Genomic DNA, 22,194 nt, shown 5'->3' on the forward strand with positions numbered 1-22,194 from the left:
AAATATATTGAGATTTAATCCAGTAATATATTGTAATGAAAATGATTATCATTATAATAAGCATTTAATCTTATGTGCTGGAAATATTCATGCAACTGTCTCGCTTATACTCTGCTTTATTTCGCCCTACTCTATTGAATATGTCGCGCCATCCTTGTCATTGAAATCACTGTGCTCATCTTGTCTGTCCACATCGGTAATACTACTGGGTGCAAGCCAAGCCGCGTGGGCACAAACAGATTTAAGTGCTGACACTCAAGCAGATACCCAAGTGTGGTACTCGATGAGATTGTCGTGACCAGTAGCGCTGATGCATCAGCCGATGGGTTGCCAGATGCCTATGCAGGCGGTCAAGTAGCGACCGGAAGCCGCGTGGGTATTTTGGGCAATCAAGACATCATGGATACGCCATTTTCTACCACCTCATATACCAATGAGTATATCGGCAATCAACAAGCCCAAAGTGTGGGCGACCTGCTCAAAAAAGACCCGACTGTTCGTGTCGCTAGAGGCTTTGGCAACTTTCAAGAAGCGTACTTTATGCGTGGCTTTGTCACAACCTCTGATGACACCATGTATAACGGTCTATACGGCATACTGCCAAGGCAGTATATCGCAACGGAATTGTTCGAGCGTGTTGAGGTTCAGCGCGGGGCATCCGCCATGCTCAATGGCGCAGCACCCAGTGGTGGTAACGCCGGTGGTACGATTAACCTGCTGCCCAAACGAGCTGCCAATGACCCGCTACGTAAGGTGACACTCGGTTATGGTCAGGGCGATCAAGGCAAAGTTGCCGTAGACGTCAGTGATCGCTTTGGTACTGATGATGCGTTTGGCGTTCGCTTTAATGCCGCTTATCAAGATGGCGACAGCGCGATTGATGATGAATCTTCAACACTGGGTCTGGCAGCGTTAGGATTAGACTACAGAGGCGATCAGTATCGACTATCAGCTGATTTGGGCTGGCAAGACAACAAACTCAAAGAGACCCGTCCTAGTGTCACACTTGCTGGTGTTTCTAGAGTACCAAAAGCACCAGACGGCTCAAAGAATTGGGCGCAGCTTGGACGTATTCAGATGAAGAAGATGTCTTTGGTACCATTCGAGGAGAATATGATTTTACTGATAATATTACCGCTTATGGTGCTTACGGTGTGCGAAGTGGTGAGGAAGAAAACTCACTGGCCAATCTAACCGTCAACAATGTTGATGGTGCAGGTACGTTTTATCGCTTTGATAATTCTAGAAAAGATTTGGTACAAAGTGCTGAGCTCGGTCTGCGTGGTCAATGGCAAACAGGTGAAGTGCTCATAATTGGGTACTAGCAGCGGATCGCTATGACCAAGAAGAAAAAGGGGCGTTCGCCTATGATTTTGGTAATCAACCCGCAACCAATTTATATCGCCCTATTGACTACGCTGAGGTACCTTTTACAAGCACAGCAATCTTCGGTGGTAACTTAGATGATCCAAAACTAACCAACGAGAAGCAATTCCAAAGCTTTGCGCTAGCCGACACTATTTCTATGTTCGATGACAAGTTAAAAACTACTTTAGGTGTGCGTCATCAGAATTTAAAAACCACCAGCTATGATCCTAACACTCAGGCTAAAACGGCTGATTACGATAAAAGCGAGTGGACACCAAGCGTTGGAATTGTCTATCAACCAAGCATGGACTGGTCTGTTTATGGTAACTATATCGAAAGCCTAGCGCCAGGCGCAAGAGCACCTCTGACTAATAATGGTGGTGCTGTCACCAATGGTGGTCAAAATTTAGACCCTTATGTGAGTGAGCAAACTGAGGTTGGCGTTAAGTATGACAATGGTTTGATTGGCAGTAGTTTGGCGATATTCCGCACTGATGAGCCGCGTGCTTATGTCAATGACTCAAATACGTTTACCGCTGCTGGAGAAAATCGACATCAAGGGGTGGAATTGACTGTATTTGGTAGCCCAAGCGAAAACATGCGCTTCAATGCTGGTGTTACTTACTTAAATGCTGAGCAAAAAGACACGGGTGATGTGACGTTCGACGGCAACCGAGTCATCGGACTGCCCACGCTACAAAGCAACGTCAACCTAGAATATGATTTAGCAGCAGTTGAAGGATTGACGGTGACCGGCGATATCATTCACACAGGCGCACGTTATGCCGATGCCGCCAACAGCTTAAAAGTTGACGGTTATACCACATTAGATCTAGGTGCTCGCTATAAAACCATGCTCGCTGGACAAGACGTGACGCTAAAAGGAGTAGTTACTAATATTACTGGTGAAGACTATTGGCAATCAGTGGGTGGTTATGCGGGTGCTGGGTATTTAAATGCCGGTGAGCCTACTGCCCTAAAAGTATCAGCGACTTTCGACTTTTAAGACATGCAGATTAAACCACGTTTATAAGACTTAGATAAAAGGGATTAGGCACAACCTACTCCCTTTTATGCCATTAAAAATACGTAAAAAACCATTCTATTATTGAGCCACTATGTCCTCTCACGCCACCGTTTCTTTATATCAGATGATTTGGGCACACTATCGCCTGCCCTTTCTTAAAGTTATTTTCCTTAATTTGGTTAATGCGGCTGTCAGTGTGGGCATCATTGCCTATATCAATCACACCTTTATCAGTCAGCCTGTTTTTAATACCTTATCGTGGGCAAGCTTGGGTCAATTTTCAGCTTTGGTGGTGCTGCTGTTAGTCACGACCTTCGTATCACAATATGCACTGACTCGTTTGGGGCATCAGTTCGTCTACGAGCTCAGAACCAAGCTGGTCAAACAAATCATAGACACTAAAGTTCCGCAAATAGATCATTTGGGTAGCGCACGGTTACTCGCCAGCCTGTCCTCAGATATTCAATCGATTACCGTCGCCTTTGTGCGTATGCCAGAGCTGGTGCAAGGCGTTATTTTATCGGTTGGTGTCGCCCTTTATTTAGGCTGGTTGTCGCTGCCATTATTATTGATTGTCATGTTTTGGATTGCGATGACGATTTGGATAAGCACCATTTTAGTGAAGCATGTCTATACTCATTTAAGAGAGCTCAGAGAGATCAATGATCTTTTATATGAGGACTATCAATCCATTATAGATGGTCGAAAAGAGCTGGCGCTTAATCAACACCGCGCTGAAAAACTCTATAAAGATGATTTCTTAAATCATGCCAAGTCTTATCAAAATCGAGTGATTAAATCGGATACCTATCATTTATCCGCCGTGAATTGGTCGAATATTATGATGTTCGCAGCCATTGGTGTGGTGTTTGCCGTGTCAAATTATCTTGCTATTCCAATGGGTATTGCCACCACTTTCTCTTTAACCATTCTATTCATGCAATCACCCATCCTCCATGCCGTCGGCGCATACCCGACCTTACAAACGGCACAAGTGGCGCTGGATAAAATACAATCGTTGGAATTGGCGGAGTACCAACCAACCTTTACGACGGATATTGTGGTAAACAACTGGCAGTCATATCATTCAATGATATTGGCTATCGTTATGCAAGTAACGATACCACTGCAAATGAGGTAGCGGTCAAAGAAAATGAGCATGCTAGCGATATCCTAAAATCGGTTAATCTGACTTTGAAACGTGGCGATGTGGTGTTTTTAATCGGGGCGAATGGTAGCGGTAAATCTACGCTTGCAAAGATTATCACGGGGATTTTCACCCCTAGCATCGGTGCTGTAAAAATAGACAGCCAGCTCGTTGACTCAGAAAACAACGCCGATTATCGACAGCTTTTTTCTGCCATTTTTAGCGATCAGCATCTTTTTAAACAGCTGATTGGTAGAGAGGGACAGCAACCCGATGAAGCGCTCGTAAATACATGGCTGCATAAATTGAATCTACAAGATAAAGTCAGCGTAACTGATAACCAATTATCGACAGACAAGCTCTCACAAGGACAACGCAAGCGCTTGGCCATGCTCATTGCCGTGGCTGAACAAAAAGACCTACTGCTACTTGATGAATGGGCGGCTGACCAAGATCCTGCCTTTCGCCGAGTGTTTTACCAAACACTGATACCTGAATTAAAAGCACTGGGTAAAACGCTGTTTATCATCAGTCATGATGATGGTTACTTTGAGCATGCAGATCGATTATTACTGATGAAAGAAGGCAGACTCCTTGAGTTAAATGCTGAAGAACGGCAACGTGCCAGTGCCGATGCCATTGCTATGTTGGCGTAAATACTGGCTTAGTAAAAAGTTAATGGCGAGCAATAAAAAATCGGGGCATCTTTTAGAAAGTTGCCCCGATTTTGTGTAAATAAGAATGAATTTTTGAATGGCTCTCTTATTTTATTTAATTTTAAAATAATAGTTTCTGTAAAAACCCAACCCGTGAAATGACTAAGAAATCTAGTAATCCGATAGCAATAATCGCGATGATGGCGGTTGGGAATATGATTGCCACTGCTAACAAAGGAATGGCAAACGGCCACCATATAGAAAAACTGAGACCACGCGCTGGTGGATTCAGTCCAAGCTTTTCACTGGCATGACGTGGACGGCGCTGCCACCACATCATGTAACCGCTCACACAAATAGCAATAACCGATAAGCAAAATAGGGCGTTGACCAATACGCTCCACCATCCAAGCGTCCCCATATGAATCGCAATGCCTGCCGCCATAAATTTGCCAAAAGCATTGTAATCATCAAAGCGGATATCTGCCAAAATATTGCCCGAATAACGATCGATATGTACCGTACGATCAGCCATTGGATTTTTCATATCATAGCTCATTGAGTCTTGGCTAATCGTCCAGACACCCGTACTACCCTGTGGCAGATTTAATTGGTAACGTCCGACAACACCAATCTCACGGGCAAATCGATCTACAGTATCGATCATAATCGGTATATTGGACGCGATACCATCCTTGCCAGCGACAGTGCCAGATGCTGGCATTGGTGTCAACTCAAGCACCCAAGGCACATCTTTGGTACTACCCGTATTTAGTGCATCACCATGCGTGGGTGCTGTGGCTGGTGTTGCTCCATGAACGTGCGGCGTGGATTCAGCGTTATTCATATCCATACCAGCATGATGTTGACTGTGATCAATAGAAAGCGGCATTGGCGCAACGCCCCATTTGCCCGCAGGAAACTGACTCCATGCCTGTACCATACGCTCGCCCCAGATGCCTGCCCATGCCATTCCTGAAATACAGAAAAACAGTAGCAACACAGATATCCAACTGCCCAATGTCGCATGAATGGTACGTATGAATGAGCGTTTTTTCTTATTATTTACAGCATCATTGGGTATAAGCATGGCTTTGAGTGATTTGCGTTTTTGCCACCACAGATACCAACCCGTTAGAATCATTAAAATCGTCAATGAGGCAGTGGTTTCTTGGATATAATCACCGACTTTGCCCAATAGTAAATCAGCATGAATATCATTAAAGGTATAGTACAGACCACTATTAGTCGGCGTGCTTTTGACGATATCAGCCGTATAAGGATTCACCGCCACCATATTCTCATGACTGGCTGACTTAACTTGAAACAAGGCAACAGTGTCCGTATCACGAGGCGCGATATATTTCACCAGCGTGCTGTTAGGTAAAGTGTTCAACGCGTTTTTAGCTTGCGTAGAAATAGGTGCCGTCACCGCTGAATCTGGGGTGGTAATGGTGAGGCGGTCATCATCACGACCTGTAATGTTAGACATCAACAGCATGCCAAGTGCGCTGCAAGCTAGGATAATTAAGAAAGGTGCTATAAACATTCCCGCATAAAAATGCCAACGCCATACCGTAAAATAGCGTTGAGTATTGGTTGATTGACTTGTATGTCTGTTCATAAATATGACCTTTAACAATCTTTGGTTGCTCAATGAACGACCTAGACCTATTAATAGTAGTAATAAATCCTGTCTGCCTGTTGATCTAAAAGTTGATTTCAAATAGACGGCTGCATCATACGAGAAAAGCCTTGTAAACACCATTGCTTATAGTCAAAAATTATCGTCATATTGGGGCGTTTCCTCAATCTTCATGTTTGCATCATAGTCATCTTGATGGGCTAAAAATGAGGCTACTTCACTCGACATCTTACTAAGAACGCTTTGTTTGTAAATTTTTAATGATAATGATAATCATTAATGTTATTATTCCTTTTCTTTCGCTTTCGGCATTTGATAACTTACAAGGAAATATGATGCGTTTTATCTCAACGTCTACATCCATTCGTCAAAAACGTTTAACTCTCGCCGTGCAACTGGGATTGGCAATGGGTTTGAGCCATGCAGCTTATGCTGAGACAATGCCGAATAACATCGAAAATAGTGTTGAGAACGACGTCGATAATGATATTGGTAATGATGTTAATAATAATGAGACCGTGACACCATCGACCACCTTGGATACCATTACTGTCTATGCCGACAACTACCGTAGTACGGGCACCAAACAGCATTAGATCCCAATGACGCGCCCATGAGCTATACGAGAATCGATCAAGCGCTGTTACAAAAGCGTCAAGCAGACAGTGTCAATGCAGCGTTACGTTATGAACCAGGGGTGAGTACTGAGAGTCGCGGTACCGTGTCCATCTTTGATGAATACAATATTCGCGGTTTTAAAACTTACTCCAATTTTTACGATGGATTAAGACTGCCCTACGATGGAGCTTGGAATCTGATGCCGCAAGTCGATATCTACGCAACAGAAGCAGTCGAAATAGTCAAAGGGCCCGCATCCTCACTCTATGGCTATGCATCTCCAGGTGGCATGGTCAATCAAGTCGCCAAAACCCCAAAAAGCACTCAAGCATCTGAGGTACAGTTGCGAGTTGGCAATCAAAACCTAAAAGAAGTGGCGGTCGATACGACAGGACCTATCTCAGACACGCTCAATTATCGACTGGTGGCGTTAAAACGACAAAAAGACGGGCAGATGCAAACCACAGAAGAAGAGCGCACACTGATCAATCCGTCACTGGAATGGCAACCGACAAAAGATGTGTCCGTTCTTGCCAATCTGTTTTATCAAGATGATCCAGAATGGTGCCTTCCACCCCACTGCCTGCCGTTGGCACTGTCTACCATGCCAGCTATGGCAAACTGGGCAGTGACGCCTATGCCGGTGATGAGTGGAATCATTTCAGCAAAGAAGTATTTATGCCAAGTGTTACCATAAACTGGAACATCAATGATAAGTTGACGTTCAAGCACATTCTGCGCTATACCGACGCGACGCGCAGCAGCGTAATATGTACAACAGCGGGTTTGTAAGCGGCAGTGACAAAATACTAAATCGGGTGGCCTACACCACCGATGAGAGCATGAGCAACTGGACCACGGACAACCAGCTGGCCTATAAATTTGATACTGCTAATACTTCACATAACCTACTGTTTGGTGTTGAATATCAAGAGACAGACAGTAGCGCCACTTATTATGATGCTGGCGCAGATGGCACGCCAAATCTTGACTTATCCAATCCAGATTACTCACAAATCCATGCTGATACGTTGCCTTTAGAGGCTTATCGTCAAAATGAAGACATTGAACAAAGCCAGCTTGGTTTTTATGTACAAGATGAGATGAAATGGCAAGATTTGACAGTAGTAGCAGGCTTACGTCACGATAATTTTGATAGTAGTACTGAGCAAACCGAAGCCACTAAAGGCGTCATTTATAATAAAAAAACAATTAACAATGATGCGTCAGAAACCAGTGGTCGTCTCGCAGCCATTTATGACTTTGATAATGGACTATCGCCTTATGCAAGCTACTCGCAGTCGTTTCAGCCAGTGGTCGGTAGTAACTTTATTACCAATGCGCCATTTAAGCCAACGACTGCCGATCAGCTAGAGGCTGGTGTCAAATATCTCTCTGCCAATCGCGCCACACAAGGCACGCTTGCGGTATTTGATATCACTCAAAAAAATGTCATAGTGACGAACCCATCTAATTATCAACAAAAAGTTCAAACTGGTGAAATTGAATCAAAAGGCTTTGAGATATCAGGCAGTCATATGCTTAACGACTGGGTAGATGTCGCGGCAAGCTACAGCTATACCGATGCTGAAATTACAGAGGATGAATTCAACCCTGACGTGGTTGGCAATACCCCTGCGCAAACGGCTAAGCACAAGGCAACATTGTGGCAGATTATTACGCTACTGACAAGCTCAGTCTCAACGCTGGCGTGCGCTATGAAGGCGGTATGCAACTTGATAAGCAAAACTCAGACGAATTACCAAGCGTGACTTTGGTAGACATTGGCGGCAATTATCAAATCAATCCGATGCTCACTGTCGGCGCGAGTGTCAACAATCTCTTTGATAAAACCTACGTTGGCGCTTGTTACGATATTAACAATTGCTGGATGGGACCTGAGCGCCAAATGTCCGTCAGCCTAAAAGCCAATTTTTAGGCAATGTAGAACTTACCATTACTAGAGAATATCAATCTTATAGAGTGGCCTCATCTCAAATGATGACCTAAACTATCAAATAGTTAAATGAAGGGAAGTATTAATATGGGAAAACCTACCCCAAGAATGCTAGATGTGATTGGTAGTAAGTACCTCACGCCACATATGTGCCGCGTCACGCTTGGCGGTGCTGGACTGACTGATTTTCCGGCAGATCAAGAAAGCGCGTACATTAAGCTGATATTCCCTCAAGGCGATGAGGCTCGACCATTGATGCGCACCTATACCGTCAGCGTTCAACGAGATGACGAAATAGATGTCGATTTTGCGTTGCATGAGACAGAAGGCCCTGCTTCAGCATGGGCACGTAACGCCCAAGTGGGCGAGCAAATATTAGTAGGCGGCCCTGGACCAAAGAAGCTGATTAACAATGAGGCTGATTGGTTTTTATTGATCGGTGATATGACAGCGCTGCCGGCGATTACCGTCAATCTTGCCCAGCTACCTGCTGACGCACACGGCTATGCAATCCTTGAGATTACCACTGAAGCAGATAAGCAACTACTCAAGAAGCCAGACAACGTTGACATTAATTGGGTGATAAACGCGCATCCAAATGCAGAAACTAGCCCATTACTTGATCGCGTTAAAACGCTTACGTGGCTAACAGGACAACCTGCTGTTTGGGCAGCTTGCGAATTCCATAGTATGCGCGCTCTACGCCATTATTTTAAGGTAGATCGCCCAATACTCAAAACGCATTTGTACATATCTAGCTATTGGAAAGTCGATAGCACAGAAGACCAGCATAAAATTGTCAAACGAGAGGATGCCCAAAGTATAGAATGATGAGCAATTATGGTTTGTATTTTTGAACTGTTTTAAAAGCGGTTTGAGTAATGATTGATAAATTTCGTGTTACTAATCATTACTCCACTTATTATCTACTTTTGTTGGCTAAATAAAAGTATAGTGACAAAATATAGTGACATTGTAGAATATGAGCAGCTGGTGAGCTGCTCATAAAATGTGATCACTACCCTTACAACCCTATCACTTGCATTAAATGACCTGTCTTGAGATACACTGTAGCTCCTTCAGATCCTGCCTGTATTTGCGCATGCTCACCTGCTGGCAGACGTATCCAGCCGCCGCACTGATAAACTTGACCCTCATCTATCAACTCGCCTGCTAACACCAGTATTTCTGCACCGCCACAGACTGCCTCATTAAACAGTAACTTGCCTGCCTTGATACGCTGCAAACTCACTTGCTCATTATCACCTGAGAATAGAGGACAAACATCACGACTGCCCTGCTGTTGCCAATGAGCCTTATCTTTAGTATCGATAGCCACATAATGAGGTTCATCAGCTGGCATTTGACGTAGCTTGACGAAAATCACTGCGCCTTCATCACTATAGGGCTTGTGTCCTGAAGTCGGTGGATTGCGCAAATACCAACCTGCTGGGTAATGTTTGTCATCTGCAGAAAAAGTACCTGACAATACTAAAATCTCTTCACCACCCGGATGTAGATGATGCGGAAAATAAGAATTGGGCGCATAGCGTACAAGGCTAGTGGCACGTGCTTTTTCTGCACCCACACGGTCAAGCATCACGCGCTCTACCCCATTTTGTGGTGACTTAATCCACTGGTGTTGCTCAGGTGTAAGGGCAGCGCGGCGAGTAAAGTCTGCATGAATAAGCATAAACCATGTCCAAAAATAGTATGATGAGATGATCCTTTAGCAAACGTCAGATATGATCATTGAACGTTATCGACAGCTGAAGGCGCAATGATTGCACCTCGCTATTATAAACCTTACCGAGTTTTCAACGTACTAAAATCACAGGAGATAGCGTGCTGGCGATAATTTCTGTCGTGGTACTACCAAGAAATAATTGTTGCAATTTCGAATGTCCATAAGCACCCACCACCATCATATCAATGTTGTTTTCTACCTGAAACCTTAACAAGCCGTCGACGGCATCGGAGGCAGATAAATGATGTGCCGCGACGCTAAAACCTGCGTCCTCCAATTGTGCCGCTGCGGCGCTTAAGCTTTGTTTTGACGCGTCGTTATGATTGCCTATCATGACGATATGACCTTGCAACCCTTTTAATACAGGACTCCTCGCAACCATCCATGCTGCTTTAATAGCCGTTTTGCTACCATCAAAAGCTATCATATATGAGCTGGGTTCTTTGAACGTCTCTGAGCAAATCAATATAGGAACGTCAGATGCGCGGGCAACGGTTTCGATTTGGCTACCGATATTAATACGGCTGCTTTTGTGATCTTCACCTCGGCGTCCCATGACGATGGCACGATTTGCTGCTTTAAAATGCTCAATCGCAGGTAACAGCTTGCCGCGACGTTGATAGATACGAATATCGACCTGAGTAAAGTTACCTTGGATATGGCTTTTTGCATCTTGTACCAAAGCATTGCTATAACTGTTCACCACCTTCGCTCTTTGCTCGTCTAACTGTGTCAATTCATCCAATAAAAACTGGCGGCTATTGACTCCTATTGCGCCTGACAAATCGCGTCTGGTCGAGGCTGGAACCTCACTCACATGCAACAACGCTACAGGTAAATTTAACTTACTGGCATACCATGCTGCATAGTCACAAACCGATTCAGTCACTGCCGAGCCGTCTATACAGGCTAAAATGTGCTGTGATGTTGTCATATTCCGTCCTTAAATTTAACGATTTAATCCTATACAGCTTTCTATAACCACTATAAATATGATCACCGAAAAACATAGTTACCAAAAAATATAACGGCAAAAAAAGCATATCCACTGCCTTGATAATAACCAATTTAAACGGCTTCAGCCAGCGATGTGTGCCCACTTCTACCATAATTAAAAAAGTCTTGTCATCGTCTAACAACATGCCGTAGCGAATTTTGCTACAATGGTTTTTTAGCATTTATGATTTAAGTATCCTTATCTAGGTGATGGAATTATGGCAAAAAATGCCCTACAGGCTCAGTTATTAAAAGCGGGATTGGTGGATAGCAAAAAAGCCAAGAAAATCAGCAAGCAGACTCAGCATGCCAAGCGTACTGGTGACTCAGAAAGCATGGAAGCGAAAAAAGCGTTGGCAGAAGCCCAAGCGAAAAAACTAGAGAAAGATCAAAAGCTCAATCAAGAAAAGCAACGTATTTTAGAAGAGAAGATGCTCAAGGCTAATATCGTACAGATGATTAAGCAGCATCAGATTGCCGATACCAATGGCGATGTTAATTATCAATTTGTCGATAATGCTAAGGTTAAAAAAATCTTTGTCACTCAAAAACTATATGACCAAATCGTCGCCGGTCATGTGGTGATTGCACGCTTAGAAGAAGGCTATGCACTCCTTCCTCGCCCGTTGGCAGATCGCATCGATGCAAAAATGGAGGGCTTCATGGTCGTGTCTAACAATACATCAGAAGAAGTGCTGGCAGAAGATGATCCTTATGCCGCCTATGTGATTCCAGATGACTTAATGTGGTAACCGTTCAATTTCATCATACTTATGATGTCAGCCAAAAGCCTTTCATAGACTGAGATAGTCCATGAAGGGCTTTTTATTGTACGAAAAGCGACCACCTTTAACCTAGCATTGCTGCTTTGGTTGAAAAACGTAACGATACTCTGGAACGGTAGCATGCTTGAGGCTACGAACTTGAACAACCATTCAATAACAACTACAATGCGGTTTATTAACCTACTGAGCGGTAATATTTTGTCTAATTTTGAGTAATCACTCAAAATAAACACTTTATTCATGCTTACTGCCTGACAATAGTAGTCATTGCCAGATATTTCATTGATTAGACTTGCCAAGCTCTTTTGCACTCACTTTTAACGCTTATTAAGAATAAATAACTTATGCCAAAACATCTCCCTCTTTCACTGTTATTGCTTCGACTGGGTATTTTCATTGTTTTTTTAGTTTGGACTTTAGATAAGCTGATTAATCCTGATCATGCCGCAGGCGTCTTTTCTAGTTTTTATGGTTTTGAAAGTATAGGCGACACCGTGTTTTATATCATTGGCGCGGCTCAATTCATCCTCATTCTGCTGTTTGTCACAGGATTATTCAAAACTTGGACTTACGGCATCATCTTGCTACTTCATGCGATTTCGACGTTCTCAACCTTTGGCTTATATCTCAAGCCTTTTGATAACTTGTTGTTCTTTGCAGCATGGCCGATGTTGGCTGCGTGTTTGGCGCTTTTCTTAATGAGAGATTGGGATACCTTAACCTTGGGCAAAAAAGTTTCTTTAGCCTAAACATCAGTCATATTTATCGTTAGATTGGGCTTGGTTGAACATGCAAAAATATAAATACTAGTCTCTGAAACTCAAGCTCTATACTATGAAGACTACTGAGTTAGCTGTTTTATTGTATAGAAATGCACAAACCATGCAAAAAACTTAACGCAATTATTGTTACCACTAACATGGTCAAGGTTCTTAATCATAAAAGAATGACGATGACTTTAGCCTTCGCTCTACTAATTAGCCGGATATTTTATGATTAAAAGAATATTGTTAATACTGTTAATATTAATATTGGCAGCAAGCTTTTTCTACTTTGACCTCAATCAATTACTGACGCTTGACGGCTTAAAAGGCTCAATGGCGCAATTTAACGACTATAAAATGCAATCACCATTATTGATTATCGGTGGATTCTTTTTACTTTATATCGTCGTCACCGCCCTATCCTTACCGGGTGCCGCTATTTTAACCTTGGCAGCTGGCGCATTATTTGGTTTATGGCAAGGCTTATTGGTCGCCTCATTTGCCTCCAGTATTGGTGCGACACTCGCCTTTTTAACCTCACGTTACTTACTGCGTGATACGATTAAACAGCGCTTTCCTGAGCGCTTAGCAGCCATTGACGCTGGCGTTGAAAAAGAAGGCGGGTTTTACTTATTTACCCTACGCTTAGTGCCGATATTTCCTTTCTTTTTGATTAACCTATTGATGGGTGTCACCGCGATTAAAGCGAGGACATTCTACTGGGTTAGCCAAATTGGTATGCTCGCGGGCACTTTTGTATTCGTTAATGCTGGTACGCAATTGGCGCAAATTGACAGTTTGTCAGGAATTTTATCGTTTAATTTAATTGTCTCATTTGCGTTGTTAGGTTTTTTCCCATTAATCGCAAAAGGCATATTAAATATGCTAAAAAAACGCCGCGTCTATAAAAACTATAGCAAACCTAAAAAATTCGACCGGAACATGATCGTGATTGGCGCAGGTGCTGGCGGGCTAGTCACCAGCTATATCGCGGCGACCGTCCGAGCAAAAGTAACCTTAATCGAAGCGGGCGAGATGGGCGGTGACTGCTTAAACTATGGCTGTGTACCCAGTAAAGCCTCATTAAAAGCGCAAAAGTGGCAGAACAAATGCGCCATGCTGAGCGTTATGGCTTAGAAAATACGCCACCAGAGTTTTCATTTAAAAACGTCATGACCCGCATCCATAAAGTCATCGCTGACATCGCCCCAAATGATAGCGTCGAGCGTTATACGGAATTGGGTGTCGAAGTGCTAAAAGGCTATGCCAAATTCATCGATCCGTGGACAGTAGAGATTGCGCTAAACGATGGCGTCACGCAAACACTCACCGCACGTTCCATTGTTATCGCTACTGGCGCGCGCCCATTTGTCCCAGATTTGCCGGGTTTGGAAGAAACCGGCTACGTGACCAGCGATACCATATGGAACAAGTTTACCGAATTAGAAGAAGCGCCGAAAAAGCTGGTGGTACTTGGCGGCGGACCAATTGGCTCTGAGCTGGCGCAAGCCTTTGCCCGCTTAGGCTCCGATGTGACCCAGATCGAAAGAGGCGCGCGTCTTATGAAAAAAGAAGACGTGGAAGTCTCTGAATTTGCGCAGAAAGTCCTCGTTGAGAGCGGCGTAAACGTTTTAACCTCGCATCAAGCGATTCGTTGTGAAGCGCGCGATGGTAAAAAGTTCATTATCGTTGAGTCGCAAGACGACAGTACCGTTAAGCAAGACCGTCAAAACAAGCAAGAAATCGCTATTGAATATGACGAATTGCTTTGTGCCGTTGGACGTAGTGCTCGCTTAGAAGGTTATGGTCTTGAAGATTTGGGCATCGAAACGGAGCGTACCATCGAGACGGATGACTATTTAGAAACCCTCTACCCCAATATATACGCCGCAGGTGATGTCGTCGGCCCTTATCAATTTACTCATGTGGCTTCCCATCAGGCATGGTACGCTGCCGTAAACGGTTTATTTGGACATTTAAAGAAGTTTAAAGTAGATTACCGTGTGATTCCGTGGACAACCTTTATCGATCCAGAAGTCGCACGCGTGGGCTTAAATGAGCAAGAAGCTATTGAAAAAGGCATCGACTTTGAGATTACCCGCTACGACTTTAAAGGTTTAGATCGCGCGGTGACGGAAAGTGCCAATCATGGTTTTATCAAAGTCATTACTCCTAAAGGCAAAGATAAAATACTTGGCGTGACCATCGTCGCTGAGCATGCTGGGGACTTAATGCCAGAATTCATACTGGCGATGAAGCACGGCTTAGGACTAAATAAAATACTCGGCACTATCCATATGTATCCAACGTGGGCTGAGGCTAATAAATACGCGGCTGGTGAATGGAAACGCAATCATGCGCCTGAAACTCTATTAAACTGGCTTGAGAAATACCATACATGGCGTCGAGGTTAGGTGAGTTTTTGTTAACTGCGCTGAAAACATATCATCATAACGGAAACTTAAATGTACGTTATCAAATCTCTGCCCGCTTTGACCATGTTAAAAAACCTAAGCCGCTATAGCGCCTATGCTGTAGCGCTTAGCATTTGTACGGTTATTTCTTCCAGCATCTCTGCCAGCACCGCTTCATCCATTACCGTTACCAGCACTAAAGAGCCCTCGCATTGGCAGCAGATAGAGGCGCAAGGTAAAAACCAAGATGTCTACTTTTATGCATGGGGCGGTGATCCACAGATAAATGCCTATCTACAATGGGCCGCCAAGCAAGTCGATGATAAATACAATATTAATTTAGTCCATGTCAAATTGAGCGACACCAGTGAAGCCGTCAGTCGCGTACTCGCGGAAAAGTCTGCCAATAACAACGATAAAGGCAGCGTAGATCTCATCTGGATAAATGGTGCCAACTTTGCCACCATGAGTGAGAATTCATTATTACTGAAACAGTGGGCAAATAAGCTCCCTAACTTTGCCTTGACCGATCCAGAGAATAATCCTGCCGTTAACTTTGATTTTGGTGTGCCGACCAATGGCATGGAAGCGCCATGGGGACAAGCTTCGTTGACTTTTTATTACGACAGTTTATCAACGAATAAGCCACCAACCACTTTAAATCAGCTGATTAATTGGACCGCGCAAAATCCTGGACGCTTTAGCTATCCAAAGCCGCCTGACTTTTTAGGAATGAGCTTTTTAAAGTATGCCTTAGTCATGCTACACGAGCAACATGATGCTAAGACAGGCGAAAATATCAAGGCACAGCTCAACCTGCCAGCACTGAGCAAAATACAGATTTGGTATTGGCTCCCTTATGGGCATTTTTAGATGACTTACATCCTGCCCTATGGCGTAAGGGTGAGCAATTTGTGCAAACGGGCGCGCACATGCGGCGTTTGGTCGATGATACCGAGCTGAGCTTGGCCTTTACTTTTTCTGCACCTGAAGTGCCCGCGGCCGTGCAGCGTTACGATTTACCCGAGAGCATTCGTAGCTATGCAATGAGTGATGGCAGCTTAAGTAACACCCATTTTGTGGCCATTCCTTATAACGCTAGCCATCCGCAAGCCGCGCAGCTGGTCGCCAACTTTTTGCTGAGCCCAGAAGCACAGGCCAAAAAGCAAACTCCTACTATATGGGGTGATAAAATGGTACTCGTTCCCTCTACGCTCAGCCCTGAGCAACAAGCGCTATTCAAAGACAATAAACCACACCCTAGCGCCCTGCCCTTTGATAGCATCAAACGTACTGTGAGTGAACCACATCCAAGCTGGGTCGATGCCATCAAGCAAGGCTGGCAAGCGCGTTATGGGGTTAGCCCATGAGTACAGATTACAATAATAAAACGGCAAAGGAAAAAGTCCATTCTGCAATAATTACTGGCATAACCGCGCCTTATAAAACTGATCTATTTACGCGTATCGTCTCCTTGAGTCCGACATTTTTACTGCTGCTACTGATATTACCGGTACTCGGTGGTTTGGTTTGCGTGCTGTTGCCTGCCTTTAGCTGGGTGCTTGCACTTGAGCAAACGACTGTTAGTCTACAAGGCTTTCATGATCTTTGGCAGACGCCTGGTCTTACTCAAATGGTTGCTTTAAGCATCGCTACTGGATTAATCAGCACGCTACTCGCTTTTGTCATGACCTTAATGATATTGGCGGCATTTTTTAATAGCGTTTGGCTGAACCGTATTGAGCATTTACTTAGTCCAATCTTGGTCATTCCTCATGCAGCAGCAGCCATCGCCGTTGGTTTTTTAATTGCGCCTTCTGGTATGTTTTCACGCCTTATATCACCATGGCTAAGTGGCTGGGAATTGGCTCCAGACGGTATATTTCCACATGACCCCTACGGCATCAGTATTATCTTAGGTTTAACCTTAAAAGAGCTGCCATTTTTATTACTCATGGCACTAGGCGCTTTGGCACAACCAGAGCTTGGTAAAAAGCTACGGCGGCAGTATAAAGTCGCGCTAAATCTCGGCTATTACCCCATTACTGCCTTTTTTAAAGCGGTACTTCCTGTCCTCTATCCTTTTTTACGTTTGCCTATCTTAGCCGTGCTTGCCTATGCCAGTGCCAGTGTCGAGATGCCATTGATACTCGGTCCAAACACGCCGCCAACACTGGCGGTCACTATCATGCAATGGTTTAACGATGTTGATTTAAACTTACGTATAAAAGCCTCGGCGGGCGCGTTATTACAGCTGGCGTTGACGGGTGGTTTAATCGCTTTGTGGCTGGGTGCTGAGAAAGCGATAAAAACTTGCTTTAATGGCACGTTGATAAATGGTAAGCGCCACTATGCCGATGTCATATGGCAAAAAATCACCGCAGCGTTGACCACTGTGGTAATTGGCTTTATCTTGCTAGCGCTCATTGGTCTAGCAATGTGGTCAGTGGCTGGTTTTTGGCGCTTTCCCGCCGTATTGCCAGAGCAGTTGGTGTTATTGCACTTCCAAAGTGCCTTTACGCAAATGGGTACGCCGTTATTTAATACCATTACAATCGGTATCGTGAGTACGGTATTTGCCATTATGCTGACTTTATTGTGTTTAGAAGCGGAGCAATTAAGTAAAAAACCACTCTCAACATTTACCAGTTTCATTATCTATTTTCCGCTGTTAGTGCCCAGCATTGCCTTTTTATTTGGGTTAGTTTGGCTACAGCAACTGCTGAATAATCAAACAGCGTTTTTTAATGTGGCATTTACCCATCTGCTCTTTGTGCTGCCCTATGTGTTTTTATCGCTTGCCAGTAGTTACAGGCGTCTAGACCCTCGTTTTGCTCATGTAGCCGCGAGCCTTGGTGCAACTCCTGCTAGAGTATTTTTGCAGGTGAAATTACCACAACTGTTTGCGCCGATTTTGATTGCCATTGCTCTTGGTCTAGCGATTAGCTTCGGTCAATATTTACCGACATTATTAGCAGGTGGCGGACGTATCGCCACCATCACCACAGAAGCCGTAACCCTCGCTAATGGTGCCAGTAGACGCACCAGTGCGGTGTATGCCATCATCCAAATGGCGCTACCGTTAATTGGCTTTATATTGGCGTGGGTATTGCCAAAGTACTTCTTTAAAAGTGGTAAAAATAGCAGCCGTTAAAACTGTTTTTTAAAATACATTCGTTTTGAAGAGCACTGATTCTAAATAGCACTGATTTTGAAAAACAACTCATTATAAAAACGCAGATAAAGGGCTCTTGATGCAATCCTCTTTACAGATAAAAAACTTGCAGTTATATCGACAAGGCGAGCTACTACTCAGTAGATGAGCAGATTGCTGGTGGTGAAATACTAACCATCATGGGTCCATCTGGCAGTGGTAAATCAAGCTTATTGAACTGGCTAACAGGTACTTTACCAAACGGTTTTAACGCTACTGGTGAGGTTTGGTTAAATGATGAAAAGGTAAGCCATCTGCCGACGCACCTGCGTCATATTGGGGTACTGTATCAAGATGCCCTACTGTTTTCGCATTTATCGGTCGCAGGTAATATTGCTTTTGCGATGCCTAAAAGTGATAGAAAACAGCGCCGTAAAAAAATAGAGCAGGCACTTGAACAAGTTAGTTTAGCAGGCATGGGAAATCGCCATCCCGATAATTTATCGGGCGGACAACAAGCACGAGTGGCGCTACTGCGCACCTTGCTCAGCGCACCAAAAGCGATACTACTCGATGAGCCTTTTAGCAAGCTTGATACCCAACTTCGAGTAGATACGCGGCAACTGGTATTTGAGCAAATTCGCACTCATAAACTTCCCGCCATCATGGTCACCCACGATTATAGCGATGCCGAAGCCGCAAACGGTAAAGTCATTCATTTAGAACTGTAGTTTTAGAGTTATCGTTTTATACATAAAGTCTTAAACGTCAAAGCGAAATACAAAAGGCAAGCGCATGCTAGATAAATTTCTTACGCCCATGATTAAGCCGATACTAAGCCCTGTCGTCGTTGTCTTGCACAAACGCGGTATTACGGCTGATCAACTCACGGTGGCAGGCTTTTTAATCGGTATGTTAGCGGTGCCGTTACTCGCATTTGAGCTTTGGTATGGCGCACTGGCAGCCATTGCATTGAATCGTATTTTTGATGGTCTTGATGGCGCTTTAGCCCGTTATGCAAAGCAAAGCTCTAGCGCAGGCGGCTATTTAGATATTACGCTCGACTTTCTCTTTTATGCCGCCATCCCGCTGGGTTTTATCTTGGCAAATCCTGAACAGAATGCCATTGCTGGCGCTTTATTACTCGCGACCTTTATTGGCACAGGCTCTAGCTTTTTAGCGTTTGCCATTGCTGCGGAAAAGTTTACACTGGATAAACCACAGTTTAAATATAAAAGCTTTTATTATTTAAACGGTTTGACTGAGGGCACCGAAACCATCGCACTGTTTGTCGCTTTTTGCCTGTGGCCACAGCACTTTGTATTACTCGCCAGCATCTTTGCCACTGCTTGCGCGATTACGATTTTTACCCGTATCCATGGCGGCTACCATACCCTTAAACAGCTAGAAATAGATAAAAATAGAATAAGTTAAGAGGCAGCTAATGACTAACGAAGTATGGTGGCGGCTTGGGTTCTTTTTAAGCATTTTAGTGATTATGATGCTGATAGAATGGCGCATGCCTGCACGTCAAGCACCGATCAAAAGCAGCAAACGCTGGTTCGCTAACTTTGGCTTGGTTTTTATCTCGTCAGTTATTGCTCGTCTAGCGGTGCCTGTCGGTCTAACGGCTGTGGCGCTGTATAATCAGCAGCATGGCATTGGTCTATTTAATATCATCAATTTGCCAAGCATTGTCGTCGTCATACTAAGCTTGATATTGCTCGACATCATCATTTACTGGCAGCATCGATTATTTCACCGCGTGCCTATGCTATGGCGTTTACATAAAGTCCATCACGCTGATGCGCATGTTGATGCCAGCACAGGGCTTAGGTTTCATCCCATTGAAATCATTTTAAGCATTCTAGTAAAGCTCGTTGCCGTCAGCTTGTTGGGCGTTCCTGCCATCGCCGTATTGATATTTGAGATTGCGTTAAATGGCTTAGCGATATTTAACCATGCCAATATTCGCCTGCCACCTGCGCTTGAAAAACCGCTGCGCTTAATATTAATGACGCAGATTTTGCACCGTATTCACCATAGCCAACGCGTTAGTGAGACCAACTCAAACTATGGTTTTAGTGTCATTTGGTGGGATTGGATTTTTGGTAGTTATAAGGGTAAAGCAAAGCAGTCTGATAATGAGCTAGATATTGGGCTAAAAGAATACCCAGCAGCCAAACAAAATGCCTCGCTATGGGGATTGTTAACCATGCCATTTAGCAATAATTTGGTTAAGAAAAACAAATAACTGTCGTGATGCCGCCTAGCTTTGAATGTAAACGAAATTTACAAACAACTTGAGCATTCTCTCAAATATTATTTGAACGATTGCTCAAAATGGATTATAGTGGCTGCAGTTGTTGAGCGACTCACGAAAATCTCACTTATATAATTGAGTACTCACTCAACTATATAATAGGTTCTCAAGTCGCTTATACACTTACTTTTATAAAAATTCACTAATAATGATTAAAAGGTTTTAATATGACTGAATTTACCCTACACGACAAAGACACAGCCCCAGCAGCAAGCAAAGACTTACTTGACGTTTCTATCAAAGCGTTTGGTATGGTACCTAATCTACATGCCGTCATGGCTGAAGCGCCTGGCTTGCTCGAAGGCTATCAACGTCTGCATCAGTTGTTTTTAGACAGCAGTTTTGATGATGAGGAAGTCACGGTCGTATGGCAAACCATCAACGTCGAACATGAGTGTCATTACTGTGTACCCGCTCATACTGGTATCGCAAAAAGCATGAAAGTAGACGACGCCATTACTGAAGCATTACGTAATGAGACACCTCTACCAACTGCAAAACTAGAAGCATTACGCGACTTTACGCTATCGGTCGTTCGTGATCGTGGTAATGTAAATGATGACGCAGTGCAAGCGTTCTTAGATGCAGGCTTTACTAAACGTCAGATTTTGGAAGTGGTTCTTGCAGCGGCTCAAAAAGTGATGAGTAACTACACCAACCATTTGGCCAACACGCCAATCGACAAGCCTTTCCAAAAGTTTGAATGGCATAAAGCTGTCTAATTATATAAGAACCAAATAAGGAGCCACTATGAGTAATTTAAAAGAACCATTACGAATAGATATCGTGTCAGACGTGGTCTGCCCTTGGTGCGCTATCGGCTATAGTCAACTAGCCGAGGCATTAAAACAAACCAACACTCCACACGAGATTCACTGGCATCCATTTGAGTTAAATCCTAATACACCGCACGAAGGACGAAACTATCGTGAGCATATCATGGAGAAGTACGGTACGACTGCTGAGGACATTCAAGAGAACCGAGCTAGAATGACAGAAGTAGGTGCTGAAGCTAGATTTAATTTTCAGTTTACCGATGACTTTCGTACTTACAATACTTTTAATGCGCATCAGTTGCTGCATTGGGCTGATCAACAAGGGCGTATGCACGAGCTAAAGCAAGCATTGTTCGTCGCACACTTCGTCGATAATCAAAATATATCAGATTATAGTGTGCTTGCCGATGTTGCGGCCGATGTTGGACTGGATCGTAGCGAAGCATTAGCGGTCTTAGAAGAGCAGCGATTTGCTGCAGCGGTAGAAAAAGAAAAGCAGCATTGGCAGCAACAAGGCATTCAAAGTGTGCCATCTATGGTTTTCAATGAGCGTCATTTAATTAGCGGCGCACAAGGTATTGAAAATTATAAAAGCATTTTGCAGCAGTTAGCTGACATGCCAGACTAAACCATGAAGTCATGGTTTAGTCTTTAAAGCTGAGAGTTTTAGAAAAGCTAAGGGTTAGAGTTACTGTATAGCCCGAGACTATACAGTAACTCTAAAACCCTTTTTTCATACCAAAAACATCTTAGCAATCAGCCTTACTTAATCGGCAATAACCCTTTAGCAGTGCTTATTTGCAAATAGTCAACATGC

23 protein-coding genes and 2 pseudogenes are annotated in these 22,194 nt (G+C 43.8%); 21 read left to right on the forward strand and 4 right to left on the reverse strand.

All coding sequences use genetic code 11. The features are described 5' to 3' along the window. Positions 1 to 126: 126 nt before the first annotated feature. On the reverse strand, positions 127 to 255 hold the full coding sequence (locus TT12_RS18440) for a hypothetical protein (protein WP_279378861.1): 129 nt from the start codon (positions 253 to 255) through the stop codon (positions 127 to 129). A gap of 18 nt (positions 256 to 273) precedes the next feature. Between TT12_RS18440 and TT12_RS17275 the strand changes: the two genes are divergently transcribed. From TT12_RS17275 to TT12_RS17295, 5 genes and pseudogenes are all read left to right on the forward strand, one after another. After that, a complete protein-coding gene (locus TT12_RS17275; protein WP_243443560.1) occupies positions 274 to 1,194 on the forward strand; it encodes a TonB-dependent receptor plug domain-containing protein in 921 nt (306 codons plus the stop codon). Beyond that, the gene (locus TT12_RS17280; RefSeq protein ID WP_243443561.1) at positions 1,155 to 1,325 is read left to right on the forward strand and encodes a hypothetical protein; all 171 of its coding nucleotides are present in this window, start codon (positions 1,155 to 1,157) and stop codon (positions 1,323 to 1,325) included. Before TT12_RS17275 ends, TT12_RS17280 begins: the two co-directional genes overlap by 40 nt. 80 nt (positions 1,326 to 1,405) lie before the next feature. Next, positions 1,406 to 2,374: pseudogene (locus TT12_RS17285) on the forward strand (TonB-dependent receptor); the annotation flags it as partial. A 112-nt stretch (positions 2,375 to 2,486) separates the two neighbouring features. Continuing rightward, positions 2,487 to 3,536 carry an ABC transporter domain-containing protein gene (locus TT12_RS17290; RefSeq protein ID WP_243443562.1) on the forward strand — a complete coding sequence of 350 codons (1,050 nt, stop codon included), beginning with the start codon at positions 2,487 to 2,489 and terminating at the stop codon, positions 3,534 to 3,536. Between the two features lie 53 nt (positions 3,537 to 3,589). After that, the gene (locus tag TT12_RS17295; RefSeq protein ID WP_243443563.1) at positions 3,590 to 4,198 is read left to right on the forward strand and encodes an ATP-binding cassette domain-containing protein; all 609 of its coding nucleotides are present in this window, start codon (positions 3,590 to 3,592) and stop codon (positions 4,196 to 4,198) included. 121 nt (positions 4,199 to 4,319) lie between these two features. Here TT12_RS17295 and TT12_RS09640 read toward each other — a convergent pair whose 3' ends face one another. Beyond that, a complete protein-coding gene (locus TT12_RS09640) occupies positions 4,320 to 5,822 on the reverse strand; it encodes a PepSY-associated TM helix domain-containing protein (protein WP_045454325.1) in 1,503 nt (500 codons plus the stop codon). A 353-nt stretch (positions 5,823 to 6,175) separates the two neighbouring features. Here TT12_RS09640 and TT12_RS17300 point away from each other — a divergent pair, with 353 nt between their 5' ends. From TT12_RS17300 to TT12_RS09650, 4 genes and pseudogenes are all read left to right on the forward strand, one after another. After that, on the forward strand, positions 6,176 to 6,439 hold the full coding sequence (locus TT12_RS17300) for a hypothetical protein (protein WP_243443564.1): 264 nt from the start codon (positions 6,176 to 6,178) through the stop codon (positions 6,437 to 6,439). Positions 6,440 to 6,456: 17 nt separating this feature from the next. After that, positions 6,457 to 7,158, forward strand: a complete 702-nt coding sequence (locus TT12_RS17305; RefSeq protein WP_243443565.1) for a TonB-dependent siderophore receptor — start codon at positions 6,457 to 6,459, stop codon at positions 7,156 to 7,158. Positions 7,159 to 7,231: 73 nt separating this feature from the next. Further along, a pseudogene (locus TT12_RS17310) lies at positions 7,232 to 8,400 on the forward strand (TonB-dependent siderophore receptor). A 105-nt stretch (positions 8,401 to 8,505) separates the two neighbouring features. Then, positions 8,506 to 9,249, forward strand: a complete 744-nt coding sequence (locus tag TT12_RS09650) for a siderophore-interacting protein (protein WP_045454328.1) — start codon at positions 8,506 to 8,508, stop codon at positions 9,247 to 9,249. A 193-nt stretch (positions 9,250 to 9,442) separates the two neighbouring features. Here the strand turns inward: TT12_RS09650 and TT12_RS09655 are convergent, their stop codons facing one another. Further along, entirely contained in the window at positions 9,443 to 10,111 is a 669-nt protein-coding gene (locus TT12_RS09655) for a cupin domain-containing protein (protein ID WP_045454331.1), read from the reverse strand. Between the two features lie 124 nt (positions 10,112 to 10,235). Beyond that, positions 10,236 to 11,099, reverse strand: a complete 864-nt coding sequence (locus TT12_RS09660; protein WP_045454335.1) for a universal stress protein — start codon at positions 11,097 to 11,099, stop codon at positions 10,236 to 10,238. Between the two features lie 280 nt (positions 11,100 to 11,379). Between TT12_RS09660 and TT12_RS09665 the strand changes: the two genes are divergently transcribed. The 12 genes from TT12_RS09665 (at position 11,380) to TT12_RS09710 (ending at position 22,005) form a co-directional block, all read left to right on the forward strand. Continuing rightward, entirely contained in the window at positions 11,380 to 11,913 is a 534-nt protein-coding gene (locus TT12_RS09665; RefSeq protein WP_045454338.1) for a DUF2058 domain-containing protein, read from the forward strand. Positions 11,914 to 12,290: 377 nt separating this feature from the next. Further along, positions 12,291 to 12,695, forward strand: a complete 405-nt coding sequence (locus TT12_RS09670) for a hypothetical protein (RefSeq protein WP_045454341.1) — start codon at positions 12,291 to 12,293, stop codon at positions 12,693 to 12,695. A gap of 243 nt (positions 12,696 to 12,938) precedes the next feature. Further along, entirely contained in the window at positions 12,939 to 13,847 is a 909-nt protein-coding gene (locus tag TT12_RS18450) for a TVP38/TMEM64 family protein (protein ID WP_279378864.1), read from the forward strand. Beyond that, entirely contained in the window at positions 13,808 to 15,124 is a 1,317-nt protein-coding gene (locus tag TT12_RS18455) for a dihydrolipoyl dehydrogenase family protein (RefSeq protein ID WP_279378865.1), read from the forward strand. Before TT12_RS18450 ends, TT12_RS18455 begins: the two co-directional genes overlap by 40 nt. Before the next feature lie 51 nt (positions 15,125 to 15,175). Continuing rightward, positions 15,176 to 15,997, forward strand: coding sequence for an ABC transporter substrate-binding protein (locus tag TT12_RS18460; protein ID WP_279378866.1), 822 nt, complete (start codon positions 15,176 to 15,178; stop codon positions 15,995 to 15,997). Next, positions 15,967 to 16,494 carry an ABC transporter substrate-binding protein gene (locus TT12_RS18465; protein WP_279378867.1) on the forward strand — a complete coding sequence of 176 codons (528 nt, stop codon included), beginning with the start codon at positions 15,967 to 15,969 and terminating at the stop codon, positions 16,492 to 16,494. Before TT12_RS18460 ends, TT12_RS18465 begins: the two co-directional genes overlap by 31 nt. Further along, positions 16,491 to 18,278: an ABC transporter permease gene (locus TT12_RS09685; protein WP_227679034.1), complete on the forward strand. Its 1,788-nt coding sequence runs from the start codon at positions 16,491 to 16,493 to the stop codon at positions 18,276 to 18,278. Before TT12_RS18465 ends, TT12_RS09685 begins: the two co-directional genes overlap by 4 nt. Before the next feature lie 200 nt (positions 18,279 to 18,478). Further along, positions 18,479 to 19,009, forward strand: coding sequence for an ATP-binding cassette domain-containing protein (locus TT12_RS09690; protein ID WP_243443566.1), 531 nt, complete (start codon positions 18,479 to 18,481; stop codon positions 19,007 to 19,009). 64 nt (positions 19,010 to 19,073) lie between these two features. Continuing rightward, on the forward strand, positions 19,074 to 19,712 hold the full coding sequence (locus TT12_RS09695; RefSeq protein WP_045454344.1) for a CDP-alcohol phosphatidyltransferase family protein: 639 nt from the start codon (positions 19,074 to 19,076) through the stop codon (positions 19,710 to 19,712). 10 nt (positions 19,713 to 19,722) lie between these two features. Beyond that, on the forward strand, positions 19,723 to 20,532 hold the full coding sequence (locus tag TT12_RS09700; RefSeq protein WP_045454347.1) for a sterol desaturase family protein: 810 nt from the start codon (positions 19,723 to 19,725) through the stop codon (positions 20,530 to 20,532). A gap of 236 nt (positions 20,533 to 20,768) precedes the next feature. Further along, entirely contained in the window at positions 20,769 to 21,323 is a 555-nt protein-coding gene (locus TT12_RS09705; RefSeq protein WP_045454350.1) for a carboxymuconolactone decarboxylase family protein, read from the forward strand. A gap of 28 nt (positions 21,324 to 21,351) precedes the next feature. Continuing rightward, positions 21,352 to 22,005, forward strand: coding sequence for a DsbA family oxidoreductase (locus tag TT12_RS09710; protein WP_045454354.1), 654 nt, complete (start codon positions 21,352 to 21,354; stop codon positions 22,003 to 22,005). The last annotated feature ends 189 nt before the right edge of the window (positions 22,006 to 22,194 follow it).

The sequence above is a fragment of the Psychrobacter sp. JCM 18903 genome (assembly GCF_000586475.1).
In the GTDB taxonomy this organism is placed as follows: Bacteria; Pseudomonadota; Gammaproteobacteria; order Pseudomonadales; family Moraxellaceae; genus Psychrobacter.